Raw genomic sequence first — 14,708 nt, forward strand, 5'->3', positions numbered from 1 at the left:
CCGCCATGCCGGCCGGCCCCGGAACCGCGCACGCCGGCGTCGTCGGCCGACTGCTCCTGGCCCGCCGGGAGGTGCTGCTCTGCTGCCCCGGGGGCGACCCGGCCGCGGCCGGGCTGGCCGAGCTGCTGCTGGCCGAACTGCCGCGCACCGAAGCGGCGTTGAGCATCCGGATCATCCTCCAGCACCCGGCGCGCTTCCACCTGCCCGCCCAGCGCCGGGCCCGGGCCGCGACGCGGGCCGGCGCCGAGGTGCGCACCACCGGGGAGAGCTGCGGCCCGCTGCTGGTCATCGACCGGGAGAGCGCGTTCCTGCCGGAGCACGGGCGGCCCGACGAGCTGGTGCCGGTGACCCAGCCGTCCGTGGTGAACCACCTGGCCGACACCTTCGAGACGCTCTGGCACCGGGGCGAAGCCTTCCGCAGCGGGCCGGCCGCCGCCCGCGCCGTCTCCGACGAACTGCGCGGCGCGATCCTGCGGCTGCTCGCCGACGGGCTGAAGGACGAGGTCATCGCCCGCCGCCTCGGGCTCTCACTGCGCAGCTGCCGACGGCACATCGCCGGCCTGTACGGCACGCTGGGCGCCGACAGCCGCTTCCAGGCGGGGGTGCTGGCGGAGCGGCACGGCCTCACCGGCGGCGCGGCGGCGCCCGGCGACTCCTCGCCCGCCGCCCCCTCTGCCTCCTCGGCTGCCGCACCGACCGCCGTTGCGGCCGCTGTCCCGCCCGCCGCCCGCGCCGCCGGCTGCCGCTGAGCGGCAGATCACGGCCGGCAGGCAACACGCCGCCACACTCCCGTCACATTCGGCCCGGATACTCGGACAGGCCCATCGATCACCTCCCGGACGACGGAGGACCCACGGATGACCGCCGACCCCGACCGCCCCGCCTTCCTGCTGGTCCACGGCGCCTGGCACGGCGCCTGGTGCTGGGACGCCGTACGGGCCGCCCTCGACGCCGACGGCTGGCGCTCCCACGCCGTGGACCTGCCCAGCTCCGCCCCCGCCCGCCCCGACGGCACCGGACCGGCGGGCCTGCCGGAGGACGCGGCCGTGATCCGCGACCACCTGCGGCGGATCGACGGCCCGGTGGTGGTGGTCGCCCACTCCTACGGCGGCGCCCCCGTCACCGAGGCGATCGCGGGCGCGGCGAACGTGGTGCGGGCGGTGTACCTCGCCGCCTTCCAACTGGACGCGGGGGAAAGCCTGTTCTCCTTCCTGGGGAAACCCGCTCCGGAGGACGAGTCGGGCCACACCCCGCCGGGCAAGGACGCCCGACAGCTGCACTTCCCCGACGTGCCCGACGCCGAGGCCGACCGCGCCGTGGCACGGCTGACCCCGCAGAGCGTCCGGTCCTTCACCGAGCCGGTGCGTACGGCGGGCTGGCGCACGGTGCCGTCCAGCTATGTCATCTGCGACCACGACCGGGCGCTCGAACCGTCCCGGCAGCGCGTGCTCGCCGCGCGCGCCGACACCGTGCACCGGCTGCCCAGCGGCCACGCCCCCTTCCTGTCCATGCCAGGGAAGCTCGCCGCCCTGCTGGCCGGGATCGCCGGCACCGGCCGGCGGTCCGACCGCCGGTCCGACGGTCGGGGTGGGCCGGACGAGGAGCCCACCCACCCCGCCGTCCGGTCCTCGTGAGCTCCGGCTCGCGTGGGCTCCGGCCCTCGTGAGCTCCGGCTCGCGTGGGCTCCGGACCTCGTGAGCTCCGGCTCATGTCAGCTCACGTCAGTGGGCGCCGGTGCGCGGCTCCAGCCGGGTGCCCGTACGGAGGGTGATCGACATCAGGTCGCTGGGGGAGTCGAGTTCCAGCCGGTGCCAGCGGCCCCGGGGGACGATCGCGGCGGTGCCCGCCGTCAGGCGCACCACGGTCTCGGCCTCGCCCGCCTCCCCGGACTCCCCAGGCTCGCCGGCCCCGCCTGGCTCCACCGGGCGGAGGTGGAGCCGGACGCCGCCGGCCAGGCAGCACACCGCCTCCTCCGCCTCGGGGTGCATCTCCCAGTGGTCGGCGTGGACGTCGGCGTCGGTCTCCACGTGGAAGGTCGCGATCTGCCAGGCCCCGGTGTCGCCGCCGGTCATCCGCCGCTCGGTGGCCGTGACGTCGCCGTCGGGGTGGATGTGCAGCGCCGAGGCGAAGAGGTCCACGGCCGCGATCGGAGTGGTGGTCATGAGCGGGTTCCTTCCAGTCGGTTCTCTGCGGGGGTGAGCGGGCGGGGGCCGGGGTCTTCCGGCCGCCGCCGGGGCAGCACGGCGATCGCCACGAGCGCGGCGAGCACGAAGAGGACGGCGGTGACGGCCAGTCCGGCCGCGTAGCCGTCGTTGAGAGCGGCGGGGTCGGTGGCACCGCCGGTGCGGTGGGCGGCGACGGTCGCCAGGGCGGCCAGGCCGACACAGCCGCCGAGCTGGCGCGAGCTGTTGAGCAGTCCCGAGGCCATGCCGGCCTCGTGGGCGGCCACGCCGGTGGTCGCCGCGGCGGCGACCGGCGCCAGGACCAGCCCGGTGCCGATGCTGGTGACCAGGGACGGGCCGAGGACGTCGGCGAGGAAGCCCCCGTCGGGGCTGATCGACGCGAACCAGGCCAGGCCTGCGGCGGCCAGGACGGCCCCCGGCACCAGGGCGACGCGGGGTGTGCGGCGCGCGGTGATCCGGGTGGCGACGACGGTGCCCGCGACGAGTCCGGCTGAGAAGGGCAGGAACGCGAGGCCGGTGGCGGCGGCGCCCAGGCCCAGTACCTGCTGGAGGTAGAGGGAGACGAAGTAGAAGGCCGTGAACTGCCCGGCGGCGGCCAGGAACACCAGGGCGTTGGCACCGGCCACCCAGCGGCTGCGCAGCAGGCCGAGGCGGAGCAGCGGCGCGGGGGCCCTGGTCTCGGTGACGACGAAGGCGGCCAGCAGCACGACCGCGGCGGCGAGCGTCCCCAGGGTGGCCGGGGAGCCCCACCCGTGGACGTCGGTGCGGACGACGCCGAACACCAGCAGCCCGATCCCCGCGGTCGCCAGCACGGCGCCGAGCACGTCGGGCCGCTCCCGCCGTACGGGCCGCGCCTCGTCCGGTCCGCCGCCGGGTGCCAGCGCGAACGCCACCGCCACCACGGGCAGGTTGACCAGCATGACCCAGCGCCAGCTCGCGTACTCGGTCAGCACTCCACCCGCCAGCACGCCCAGCGCTCCGCCCGCAGCGTTCGCCGCGCTCCACACGCCGAGCGCGCGCACCCGGCGGGGGCCTTCGGTGAAGGTGGTGGTGAGCATCGCGAGCGCGGCCGGGGCCGCCGCCGCGGCGCCCACGCCCTGTCCGGCGCGGGCGGCGACCAGCTGCCAGGGTGCCTGGGCCACCCCGCCCACCAGGGAGCAGAGCCCGAAGACGGCCAGGCCCAGCAGGAACAGCCGCCGCCTGCCGTACAGGTCGCAGGCCCGGCCGCCCAGCAGCAGGAGCCCGCCGAAGGTGAGTGCGTAGACGTGCACGACCCAGGAGAGGTCGAGCGGCGCGAAGCCCAGGTCGCTCCTGATCGCGGGCAGGGCGACGTTGACCACCGACATGTCCAGGGCGAAGACGAACTGCGCGACGGTCACCGCCGCCAGCACCATGCCGGGGCGCCCCCGTGAGTTTTTATACATGTAAAGAAAGTAGCCCTGGATGATCGCCGCTGTCGAGTCCCGGGTGATGATGGGGGCATGCAGCAGCCCGCCGAACCGCAGCCGCCGGCCCCGACGTCCGCGACCTCGTCGACCTCGTCGACGCCGCGCACGGGCACCGCACCGCGAGAGGCCGCCGCGCCGCGAGGGGCCGCCACACCGCGCAAGGCCGCCACGCCGCGCAAGGCCACCGGCCGGCCTCCCCGCATCTCCCGGGAGGAGGTCGTCACCGCGGCCCGCCGGATCGTGGACGAGGAGGGCGTCGAGCGGCTCACCATGCGGCGCCTGGCCGGCGAGATCGGCAGCACGCCGATGGCGCTCTACCACCACGTCCGCGACAAGGAGGAGCTGCTCGTCCTGCTGCTGGACGACTACGCCGCGCGGACGCTGCGGCCGACCGGGCTGCCGGCCGAGCCGCGCGAGCGGGTCGTCGCCGCGGCGGCCGCCATCCACGGGGCGCTCGCCGCCTGCCCCTGGATCGTCGAGGTGCTGACCGGGGACGACCTGATGTCCGCCCACTCCCTGTGGTTCGTCGAGCAGATCGTCGACGGCCTGATCGGGTGCGGCCTGTCACCGGACCGGGCCGTCCAGGGCTACCGCGCCATCTGGTACTACACCGCCGGCGAGATCCTGGTCCGCGCGACGGCGACCCGCCGACGGGCCGCGGACGACCGCCCGACCCACCGCCAGCAGGTCTTCGCCGACCTCGACCCGGCACACCTGCCCCGGCTGGCCGGGCTCGCCGACCGCTGGGCCCCGCTCACCTCCGGGGACACCTACCAGGACGGCCTCCGCGCCCTGGTCGACGGCCTGCTCGCCGCGGGCTGAACGGGCGGCCCGCAGCCGCCGTCGCCCATCCGCGCCCTCCCGCCTTCACGAGGAGTCCTCACCGGTGGAACCCTCCATCACCCTGCCGGCCCAGCAGGCCCACCGGGACACCCGGTCATGGCCCTTCGACCTGCCCTTTCCGTACCGAATAGGCCAGGACCGCGCCCGGGTCACCGCGCACACCCGGGACTGGGTCCGACGCATGGGCCTGGCCCCCGACGACGCGGCCCTGCGCCGCCACGACCGGTACGACATGGCCCTGTTCGCCTGCCTGAGCTACCCCGACGCCACCGGCGACGGCCTCGACCTGGTGGCCGACTGGGTCTCCTGGTGGTCGGTCTGGAACGACTTTCCCGACGACCCCGGCTTCCTCGGCGAACCCGGCCGGGCCGACGCCTTCTTCACCTCCCTGGCCGCCGTCCTCGACGCACCGGGCCGGCTGACTGGCCCGCAGCCGGGCCGGCTACCCGCCGACCCGCACGTCCGCGCCTTCACCGACCTCTGGCGGCGGTGGACCGACGGCATGTCACCGGCGTTCGTGGCGCGCACCGGGAAGAACTGGGCGGACTGGTTCGCCGCCTGCCTCACCCGCTGCCGACAGCGCCGGGAGGGTGTCGTCCTCGACGTCGAGGAGTACCTCGCCCTGCGCGAACTGACCGGCGCCGTGCGCCTGGAGATGGACGCCGCCGAGCGGGCAGGCCGGTACGAGGTCCCGGATGACGTCCTCCGCAGCCGGCCCCTGCGCACACTGCGCCACCTCACCACCCACGTCGTCAACATCACCCAGGACGTGCAGTCCCTCGCGAAGGAGGAGCTCGCGGGCGACCACCACAACCTGGTGATCGTCCTCGAACGGCAGCACGGCATCACCCGGGGTGAGGCGCTCGCCCGGATCCACACCATGGTCCGCGGCTACACCGACTCCTTCCTTCGCACCGAGGCCGGTCTGCCCCACCTGCTCGACCGGCTCGGGCTCGCGGTCGAGGAGCGCTCCCCCGCCTACCGGTACGTGACGGACCTGCGCTCACTGATGCGCGGCTGCGTGGACTTCTGCTCGGCCTCCGGGCGGTACCGCTAGCCTCGCCCCCGCCTACTTCCCGACCACGAGACGGCCGATCGTCCGGCCGAGGAGACGCGGTGCCAGGCGCCGGGCGGTCCACATCACGCGGGTACCGCGCCCGGGGAAGGCCCACAGCCGGCCCCGGGCCAGGGCGCGGTCCATCGAGTCCAGGACCGCCTCGGGGCTCAACCCGCTGACCCGGCCCATCAGTTCAGGGGAGTCGCTGCGCATCCGGTCCAGCATCGGGGTCTCCACCGCGGGCGGGCAGACGCACACGACCTGGATCCGGTCCTTACGGTGCTCGGCCGCGACGGTCTCGGCGAGGAAGTGGACCGCGGCCTTGGCCGCACCGTACGCCCCGCCCATCGGTACCGGCACCCAGCCCGCGATGGAGCCGAGGAGCACCACCTGGCCCCCGCCCCGGGCCACCATGCCGGGGACGACGGCGTGCACCAGGTGGAGCGTGCCGCCGTACACCGTCTCCATCACCCGGAGGGTGCCGGCCGCGTCCTGATCGAGCAGCCGCCCCATCACGCCGACGCCCGCGCAGTGCACCAGCCGTCGGGGCGGCCCCAGTTCGCGGCCGACGTCACCGACCACGGCGGCGACCGCCGCTCGGTCCGTGACGTCACAGACGAACGGACTTACCCCGGGGGCCTGTTGCGCCAGCGAGTCCAGACCGGCCGCGTCCACGTCGACCGCGGCGACCGTCCAGCCCGCCCCGGCCAGCCGCAGCGCCGCCGCCCGGCCGATCCCGCTGGCGGCGCCGGTGACGATCGCCACCTCTCCCGGTACGGACGCCACCATCTGACACGCTCCCACGGCTGCGAGGACCACGCTCCCGGCGCCGGAGACCCGGCCTCCCGCGCCGAGCAGCGCCTACCCGGCCGATGATCCCCCAACTCGGCACCGGCTCGCAGCCGTTGGAACCAAACTCCGCCTCAGCCGTTACCGAAGAAGCCGAGCGCCCCCGCCGCGCAGAGCCCGCCGGCCCCCATGAAGACCGGGGTCAGCACCTTGATCTCCACCCAGCTGCCGGCCCGGAACCGCAGGCCCTTCGGCGGACCGATCGGGTACCAGCGACGGCGCCCGACCGGGATCGGCCAGAGCACCGGACAGCCCGAGACGGTCAGCGCGTCGCCCAGGCAGTGCACCAGCGCGCCGAGTGCGATCGGCAGTCCGATCCACAGGTACTGCTGCCCGGGCTCCTCGAACAGCCACTGCGAGCCGTTGCCCGGCTTGTCGAGGACCTCCGCGAGCATCCACGCGCTGCACGCCCCCAGCAGCCACACCAGGACGTCGCTGGAGACCCTGGCGTGCCGCCACAGCAGGCCCTCGATCGCCAGCACCATGTGCACGAACAGCACCACCAGCACGCCCCAGCGGCCGCCGTACACGGCCACCGCCGCGGCGCCCGCCCCGCACAGCACGGCCCAGAGCCAGGTGTGCGTCAGCGTCCGGTGGCCGCCCGAGCGCCGAGGGTCCCCCTTGCCCCGGGTGGCCTTGTAGACCGCGTACGAGAGGTTGTCGATCACTTCGCAGAGCGCCCGGGACACCGGCCCGAACGCCCTGGATATGGTCGCCGCCTTGTGGTCCAGGTCCGGCGCCAGCGCCGCCCCCGCGCAGATCAGCGCCCCGGTGAGCAGGACCGGCCAGGGCATCGGCTCACCCATCCCGGCCGCCACCGCCCCCACCCCCAGCCATGCTGTCGCACCCGACAGCGAATGCGCCGGTCCCATCATCTCCGTACACCACCGATCCTGATCAGCTCCGTCCTCTCCGCGAGGACCTGACATCACGGCAGCCTATCCGTCCAAGATCACCCGCCGGATCCCCCGACCGGCCGGGCGCCCCGCGCACGGCCACACAGGTGGAGGCCCGGGCCGACGCAAGCCCTCGCCGGCGCCCGCCACCTCCGCCTGCTCCCCGACGAGCTGCACGAAGGCGCCTCCCCCGGTCCCGGGCCTCGGGCACGGCGCCGCACGGCGCCGCGACATCTCCGGCCTCACGGCGCCCAGCGCCTGACCGCCTCCACGCCTCCACGCCACCGACGCGGCGGAGGCCGTGGCCTCCCCCGCATCCGGCGCCTCGCAGGTGCGGGCCCGCTCAGCGGTGCGCGCGTCGAGACTGGTGCCCGGCCCACTCCTGCGGCGCCCGGCGCTGCCACCGAACGGCCCTCGCCGGGGCATCCAGGCCGGTTCCCCTCGCCGCCCGGCACCGGCCGACCGCCCCAGGCAGGACAGCGCACCCGTCGAGCACGGTTCAACTGTCCCGTCTCCGCAGCGTCACATACCCGGCCAGCAGGGCGGCGGCGGCCCAGGCCGCGAGTATGAGCAAGCCGGTTGCCGGGCTGAGGCCCGGGTTGGCCTTCATGACCTCGGCACCGGCACGGTCGGGCAGGTACCGGGCGGCGGCATGCAGGGCCGGGACGGAGTCGGCGACCGGCGAGAGCACGAAGACGAAGGCGAACAGCAGCGACAGGGCCGGCCCCGTGCTGCGCAGCACGGTGGCGATGCCCAGCGAGAACAGGCACATCAGGATCAGGTAGAGGCTGGCCCCGAGGACAGCGCCGAGCACCCCGGGACGGCTCATCTCCACACCGTGCGGGCCCAACGCCGCCTGGGAGGCCAGGAAGGCGAGGAGCACCGTCGGCAACGCCACGACCAGGGCCACCGTCGCCGCGGCGGCGGTCTTGGCGAGGTGGAAGAGGCCACGGCTGGGGACCGCGGTGAGCGAGGTACGAACCATGCCGCTGCCGTACTCGCCGCCGATCAGCAGGACCGCGAAGGCGATCAGCGCCAGCTGGCCGAACTGGACGCCGACGAAGCCCGCGTCCAGCGGATCGAAGTCGGAGCGGAGGAGGTGGCTGCCACGGTCGATCGCCGACCGGGCCGAGGCGCCGTTCACCACGCCGATTCCGACGCTGGTCACCAGGGCGGCGGCGAGCGGGACGAGCGTCGACCGGACCGTCCCGATCTTGGTCAACTCGGCCCGGAACACGGCCGTGGGCGAGTTAGCGAACATCCGCGCCCCCTTCCGGTACGACTCCGGCCCGGTACTGGGTCGCGCCGCCGGTGAGGCCCAGGAAGGCGTCCTCCAGCGAGTCCGTACGGGTCGTCAGCTCTTCCAGTACGAGCCCGGCCCCGGCCGCGATCCGGCCCACCCGCTCCGCCTCGACGCCCTCGACGAGCACGGCGCCGCGCTCCTCCTGACGCGCCGACAGGCCGGCTCGGGCCAGGGCGCCCAGCAGCCTGTCCGGCTCGACGGTGCGGACCGACACCCGGGGGCGGCAGTGCCGCGCGACGAACTCGTCCGTCCCGCTGTCGGCGAGCAGCCGGCCGCGCCCGATCACCACCAGGTGATCGGCCGTGACCGCCATCTCGGCCATCAGGTGGCTGGACACCAGGACCGTCCGCCCCTCGGCTGCCAGGCCCCTCATCAGCGTGCGGATCCAGCGCACGCCCTGCGGGTCGAGGCCGTTGACCGGCTCGTCCAGCAGCAGCACCGGCGGATCGCCGAGGAGCGCGGCGGCGATGCCGAGCCGCTGCGCCATGCCGAGCGACAGGCCGCCGGCCCGACGGGTGGCGGCCGGCTCCAGGCCCACCGCGGCCAGCACCGCACGGACCCGGGCCCGGCCGATCCGGTTGGTGCGGGCGAGCCAGCACAGGTGGTGGTAGGCGGTGCGGCTCTTCTGCACCGCCCTGGCGTCCAACAGCGCGCCGACGTGCCGCAGTGGCTCGCGCAGTTCGTGGTAGGCCGCGCCGTCGTAGCGGACACGGCCCCGGTCGGGGCGTTCCAGTCCGAGCATCATGCGCAGAGTGGTGGACTTTCCGGCCCCGTTCGGGCCGAGGAACCCGGTCACCCGGCCGGGCCGGACGGTGAAGGTGAGCCCGTCGATCGCGACGGTGTCTCCGTAGCGTTTGGTCAGTTGCTGGATTTCGATCACGGCAACAGGCTGCCTCGATGCACCGCTTCCGCACATCGGCCCCGGATCCGAACTACCGCCTCCACCTGCCGGTGGAGGCGTCGCGGCCCAACGGCACCGTCTCCTACCGCAGTCGGTCATTCCGGCGGCCGAGGTGCCGACGTGGCCGAACGGCTACGGTGTGCGCATGGTCCGACTCCCGCCGGCCTGGCCGCCATCACCGCAGACACCCGCGCCCCCGGCTTCACACCCCGAGGGCGCGGTCCGACCGCTGCGCCGGATCGAGTCGGCCACGGTGGACGGCCTGGTCGCCGTGGTGCTGGCCACGCTCTTCGCGGCGTTGCCCAGCCCCGCGTGGAGCGCCCACGGCGGGTGGCCGACCCGGCTCTGCCTCGCGGTCGCGATGGGGCTGCCACTGGCCCTGCGCCGGGCCCACCCGAGCGGGGTCTGCGCGGTGGTCACGGCATCCTCGGTGACGGCGGCGGTGACGGGCGCGGTCCGGGAGCCCTTCCTCGCGGTGGCCTTCGCGCTCTACCAGGTGGCCGTCACCACCCCGGCCCGGCGGGTGCCCACCCCGGTGATCGGCGCCGCGAGCGCCACCGTGCTGGTGCTGCTCCTGGTCTCGGGCTCGCCGGGCGGCGGCGACCAGGCCGTGGTGCTCCGCCTGACGGGCCTGGCACTGGCCGGGGCGGCCTGGGTGCTCGGTCGGGCGGTTCGCGAGCGGCGCGAGCAGGCGGCCCGCTCGGCCCGACGCGTCGCCGTGGAGGCCGTCTCCGAGGAACGGCTGCGGATCGCGAGGGAGTTGCACGACATCGTGGCGCACCACGTGGGCGTGATCGCGGTGAAGGCCGGCGTCGCCAACCACCTGCTGGCCACCCGTCCGGAGGCGGCGGGCGAGGCCCTGCGGGTGATCGAGACCGCCAGCCGCTCCGCCCTGACCGAGATGCGGCAGATGCTCAGCGTGCTGCGGGCCGGCGTGCCCGATTCGGAGGCGGACGCCGTCGGCGGACTCCGGCCCGCGCCCGGGTTCGCGGCGCTGCCCGGGCTGCTGGCTGGCGCCGAGGCGGCCGGGCTCACCGCCGAACTGCACATCGAGGGCGCCGCCGACGTCCCCCAGGGCGTGCAGGGTTCCGCCTACCGGGTGGTCCAGGAGGCCTTGACCAACGTCCTCAAACACGCCGGCCCCACGCGGTGCCGGGTCGAACTGGTCGCCGACGGCCGGGAGCTGCGCATCGGCGTGACGAACGAGGCTGCCGCCCCCGGCCGCGGCACCCGCCGCCCGGGCCCGGGCGGACAGCCGCCCTGGCACGGCCCCGGGCATTCCGACACCCCCGGCCACGGAAGCGGCCACGGCCTGATCGGGATGCGGGAGCGGGTCGAGCTGTTCGGCGGACGGTTCCAGGCGGGCCCACTGGCCCACGGCGGCTTCGCAGTTCGCGCCGATCTCCCCTACCGGACCACCGAAGCGGAAACCGCAGGTGCTGAGCCCTGATCGGCGACAGGATCGAAGCGGGAAGAACGAACGTATGGAGGATGCCGTGACCGAGCCCGTCCGTGTCCTGGTCGTGGACGACCAGGCGCTACTGCGCGGCAGCTTCCGCATGCTGATCGACGCCGAACCCGGCCTGACGGTGGTCGGCGAGGCCGCCGACGGCGCCGCCGCGGTCGAACTCGCCGCAGAACAACGGCCCGACGTGGTGCTGATGGACGTGCGGATGCCCGGCATGGACGGCATCGAGGCCACCCGGGCGATCTGCGAACACAGCCCGGACGTACGGGTCCTGATGCTCACCATGTTCGACCTGGACGCGCATGTCTTCGCGGCACTGCGGGCAGGAGCCGCCGGATTCCTGCTCAAGGACATCCCGCCCGTCGAACTGCTGCGCGCGATCCAGGTGGTGGCCACCGGGGAGAGCCTCCTCTCCCCGAGCGTCACTCGGCGGCTGATCGCGGAGTTCTGTCGCCACCCCGCCACCGACCCGCCCGGCCCGCCCCCCGCTCTGGACGGCCTGACCGGCCGGGAGCGGCAGGTCCTCGAACTGGTCGGCGCCGGCCGGTCCAACGCGGAGATCGCACGGGAGCTCTACGTCTCCATGGCCACGGTGAAGACCCACCTCGGCCATCTCCTGGACAAGCTCGACGCCCGCGACCGGGTCCAGCTGGTGATCATCGGCTACGAGAGCGGACTGCTCACCCCACGCCAACGGGCCTGACCGCTCCGGCCCGGGTCCGGGTGCGCCCGGCGGGACCGAACGCACCCGGACCTCGGAGCGGCACGGATCAGGCCAGGGCCTTCTCCAGCGCGGCGAGGTAGCTCCGCATCAGGTGGTCGCGGATGCCCTCGCCGTCCGGGGAGAAGGCCGCGGTGCCCAGCCCCTTGGCCCGGTCGGTCAGCGCGGAGACCAGCCCGGCCTTCTCCTTGACGCGGCCCGCGGAGTCGATGTGGCGCAGCGTCTCGACATGCGTGAAGACGGGCTCCGGAGGCAGCTCGGGGACGATGTCGTTGCCGTGGACGAACCGGAAGGTGCGCCCCTGGAGGCCCTTGTTGTACGCGGCGGCGAGCAGCCGGTCGCAGGTCCGCGGCTGGCCGAAGGTGTAGACGCCGTCGGCCGCCAGCCGGGGGTCCTCCAGGTCGAGCCGGGCGGCGACGAGCATGGCGAGGGCGCCACCGAGGCTGTGCCCGGTGAACCACACGGTCTGGTCGTCGGTCCGCAGGTCGGAGACGGCCTTGGCGACGTCGGGGAAGATGGAGTCCAGGGCCTCGGCGAAGCCGTAGTGGACGTAGCCCGTCCGGGCGGGTCCGGGCCAGGGCGGGGTGGTTCCGTCGGTGAGCCAGTCGCGGATCTGCGCGGGCTCGGTGCCGCGGAACGCGGTGATGATCATGTTATCGCCGCCCATGGTGTAGGCCTGGGTGTCCTGGAGCGGGAACGGCGGCGTGAAGCTCGTCCGGTGGTGGCGCACCGCGTCGAACCCCCAGGCCTGGGCCTGCTCCTCGATGGTGGCCTCGTCCTTGTAGGCCAGGTCGGAGGCCTTGGCCAGCCAGTAGGCGTGCGGGAGGCTGTAGCCGGTGGCGTGCTGGTCGAAGGCGGTGGGTACGGCCACGGAAAGACGCTCCTGTCGGTTCGACGATCGGGACGGCTGGTCGACTCCAGGGCCCGGCCGGGCGCCCCCTCCGAAGAGGGCGCACCGTGACACTCTGGTGACCAAGGGTGACGCTACCGCCCGCGCAGTTCGCGAGCGGCCAGGCCACGCCACTCACCCCGGCCGCACCGGATCGGGCCCTCCACCCCCGGGCGCCGGGCTGTCGCGATGCGGTACGCGCTGGGAGCGGGCCAAGTCCGCTCCGCCAGGTACCGACGCGGGGAGTCCATGGCGGTGGGACCGCTCAACTGGGCGCCCCGCTCCACCGGCAACTCCGCGGCCTCCAACAGTTCCTGCGCCCGGATCACCCCGTGAGTGCACCAGCCACCGAAGCGGACTGAACCCGGCCTCCCCGGGGAACCCGCACGCCAGAGTACGGGCGGCGGTCGCCGCGTGGGCGGCCAGACCTGCACGGCGGTGCGGTTCGTAATGAACTGCGCCCGGCCACCGTCCGGCGGCGGTCAGCACCCCGCCACCCTCCACGGACAACACATCCGGCCGCGACCAGGTAACAGGGAACCGAGCGGAAATCTCCACGGCGGCAGTCCAGCAGGCGGGGCGGCGCCACACCCGTCGAGCAGCCCCACCCCGGGCCCGGACGAAAACGCCGGCGCAGATCGAGGCCATCCGCCTTCCGGCGCCGCGGGCCCGGCGCTGCCCGACGAGGACCTCCGGCTTGACCTCGTCGTCAGCGGCTCCAACCCGACCGGGACGGGGACCTACTGACTGCTGCTGGTGGCGATCAGGCCCGACCACGCAGTACGGAATCGCAGGCCGACCGGGTCCGGGTGCCAAAGTCCGCACCTCGAACCACCTCGGCGCCCACACCCTCTACAGCCGCCCCAACCACCTCGACTCATCGGCCACTTCAGCCACCGCACCTTGACCCCGACACCACTCCCGCCCGCCCGCCCGCCCGCCGCGAGGTGGCTACCGCAGCGGCCGTGTGACACCACCGGCAAAATTTGACGCCTCGACAGTCCTCTGACTGCCCCACGCAGCGAAGCAGTGGTCATCGCCAAACCAACCGTGACACGATGTGCCAACGATCCTTGGCATCTCAACAGCTCACCCAGCAGGCAACCCTGAGCCCGCTCCGATTCAACCATCGAGCAATGGTCAAGAATTGGCAAAGCCCCTGCTGCGCCACAGGTCACGAAGTGTCCTCCCTGCACCCGCGGGGGTCAGCCGCGTGGTACGGCGTCGGCGGCCTGGCCGGCTACGTCCTCCCTGCACCCGCGGGGGTCAGCCGGGCCGGCCGTGGGTGCGGACCAGCTCGCGGACGTCCTCCCTGCACCCGCGGGGGTCAGCCGACGACGGCGCCCCCACCCCTTCCTCTTCAAGGGTCCTCCCTGCACCCGCGGGGGTCAGCCGAGCACCAGCGGTACGAGCAGCACTACGAGTGGGTCCTCCCTGCACCCGCGGGGGTCAGCCGACCTCCAGGAGTCCCTTACTCCCATTCTTCCGGTCCTCCCTGCACCCGCGGGGGTCAGCCGCTGGGAGGTGAGGTGACCCTGCGGGTCGTAGTGTCCTCCCTGCACCCGCGGGGGTCAGCCGTGGCGGATCTCGTCCCAGCCTTCGCGGGGGAGGTCCTCCCTGCACCCGCGGGGGTCAGCCGTCCATGGCAGGGCTCCCCTTCCGAGAGCGTGCGTCCTCCCTGCACCCGCGGGGGTCAGCCGAACTATGCCGGGTATTGCCGTGACATGGTCAGGTCCTCCCTGCACCCGCGGGGGTCAGCCGATCACGTCGAGGCCGGCGCCGCGGTCGGACACGTCCTCCCTGCACCCGCGGGGGTCAGCCGCTCGGGCGGCTGCTCCGGCACGGAGTCTGCTCGTCCTCCCTGCACCCGCGGGGGTCAGCCGTCCTGTCGCAGGGAGGGTCTGGCGGTCGTCGCGTCCTCCCTGCACCCGCGGGGGTCAGCCGAGAGCGCGCCTCCCCCAGCGGTTCCCACAGAGGTCCTCTCCGCACCCGCGGGGGTCAGCCGTTCGAGGGCTCCCGGCCGATGCCGGAGATCGTGTCCTCCCCGCACCCGCGGGGGTCAGCCGCTTCCGATGGTGCGCACGCGGCGCTCCCGGCGGCCCTCCCCGCACCGGCGGGGGTCAGCCGCCCCGTCCTGCCAACCCGGGACG

General features: G+C 74.4%; 12 protein-coding genes, 1 pseudogene and 1 CRISPR repeat array. Of the genes and pseudogenes, 6 read left to right on the forward strand and 7 right to left on the reverse strand.

Features of this window, described 5'->3' with window-relative positions; genetic code table 11:
• Both BU198_RS08440 and BU198_RS08445 read left to right on the forward strand, forming a co-directional pair.
• Positions 1-749: pseudogene (locus tag BU198_RS08440) on the forward strand (hypothetical protein); the annotation flags it as partial.
• Positions 750-857: 108 nt separating this feature from the next.
• Positions 858-1,634, forward strand: a complete 777-nt coding sequence (locus BU198_RS08445; RefSeq protein WP_188296223.1) for an alpha/beta fold hydrolase — start codon at positions 858-860, stop codon at positions 1,632-1,634.
• An 87-nt stretch (positions 1,635-1,721) separates the two neighbouring features.
• On the opposite strand, the gene BU198_RS08450 is transcribed toward BU198_RS08445, so the two are convergent.
• Both BU198_RS08450 and BU198_RS08455 read right to left on the reverse strand, forming a co-directional pair.
• A complete protein-coding gene (locus BU198_RS08450) occupies positions 1,722-2,162 on the reverse strand; it encodes a cupin (protein ID WP_188296224.1) in 441 nt (146 codons plus the stop codon).
• Positions 2,159-3,607 (reverse strand): MFS transporter, encoded by a 1,449-nt coding sequence (locus BU198_RS08455; protein ID WP_188296225.1) that lies wholly within the window; start codon positions 3,605-3,607, stop codon positions 2,159-2,161. Before BU198_RS08455 ends, BU198_RS08450 begins: the two co-directional genes overlap by 4 nt.
• 225 nt (positions 3,608-3,832) lie before the next feature.
• Between BU198_RS08455 and BU198_RS08460 the strand changes: the two genes are divergently transcribed.
• Together BU198_RS08460 and BU198_RS08465 are read left to right on the forward strand one after the other, a co-directional pair.
• Complete coding sequence (locus BU198_RS08460; RefSeq protein ID WP_317620027.1) at positions 3,833-4,453, forward strand: helix-turn-helix domain-containing protein; 621 nt, start codon at positions 3,833-3,835, stop codon at positions 4,451-4,453.
• 64 nt (positions 4,454-4,517) lie between these two features.
• Entirely contained in the window at positions 4,518-5,531 is a 1,014-nt protein-coding gene (locus BU198_RS08465; RefSeq protein WP_188296227.1) for a terpene synthase family protein, read from the forward strand.
• Between the two features lie 12 nt (positions 5,532-5,543).
• Here BU198_RS08465 and BU198_RS08470 read toward each other — a convergent pair whose 3' ends face one another.
• From BU198_RS08470 to BU198_RS08485, 4 genes are all read right to left on the reverse strand, one after another.
• Complete coding sequence (locus BU198_RS08470; RefSeq protein ID WP_188296228.1) at positions 5,544-6,320, reverse strand: SDR family NAD(P)-dependent oxidoreductase; 777 nt, start codon at positions 6,318-6,320, stop codon at positions 5,544-5,546.
• A 134-nt stretch (positions 6,321-6,454) separates the two neighbouring features.
• Positions 6,455-7,255: a metal-dependent hydrolase gene (locus BU198_RS08475; RefSeq protein WP_188296229.1), complete on the reverse strand. Its 801-nt coding sequence runs from the start codon at positions 7,253-7,255 to the stop codon at positions 6,455-6,457.
• 520 nt (positions 7,256-7,775) lie between these two features.
• A complete protein-coding gene (locus BU198_RS08480; RefSeq protein ID WP_188296230.1) occupies positions 7,776-8,537 on the reverse strand; it encodes an ABC transporter permease in 762 nt (253 codons plus the stop codon).
• A complete protein-coding gene (locus tag BU198_RS08485; protein WP_188296231.1) occupies positions 8,527-9,459 on the reverse strand; it encodes an ABC transporter ATP-binding protein in 933 nt (310 codons plus the stop codon). The genes BU198_RS08480 and BU198_RS08485 overlap by 11 nt, the downstream gene beginning before the upstream one ends.
• A 166-nt stretch (positions 9,460-9,625) precedes the next feature.
• Here BU198_RS08485 and BU198_RS08490 point away from each other — a divergent pair, with 166 nt between their 5' ends.
• Complete coding sequence (locus BU198_RS08490; RefSeq protein WP_188296232.1) at positions 9,626-10,930, forward strand: sensor histidine kinase; 1,305 nt, start codon at positions 9,626-9,628, stop codon at positions 10,928-10,930.
• 34 nt (positions 10,931-10,964) lie between these two features.
• Entirely contained in the window at positions 10,965-11,651 is a 687-nt protein-coding gene (locus BU198_RS08495) for a response regulator (RefSeq protein ID WP_188296233.1), read from the forward strand.
• A 67-nt stretch (positions 11,652-11,718) separates the two neighbouring features.
• Here BU198_RS08495 and BU198_RS08500 read toward each other — a convergent pair whose 3' ends face one another.
• Positions 11,719-12,540, reverse strand: a complete 822-nt coding sequence (locus BU198_RS08500; RefSeq protein WP_188296234.1) for a lipase family protein — start codon at positions 12,538-12,540, stop codon at positions 11,719-11,721.
• A 1,201-nt stretch (positions 12,541-13,741) separates the two neighbouring features.
• Positions 13,742-14,685: direct repeats of the CRISPR family, unit length 29 nt; unit sequence GTCCTCCCTGCACCCGCGGGGGTCAGCCG.
• Positions 14,686-14,708: the final 23 nt, after the last annotated feature.

The organism is Streptomyces sp. CBMA156, from assembly GCF_014596515.1.
In the GTDB taxonomy this organism is placed as follows: domain Bacteria; phylum Actinomycetota; class Actinomycetes; order Streptomycetales; family Streptomycetaceae; genus Kitasatospora.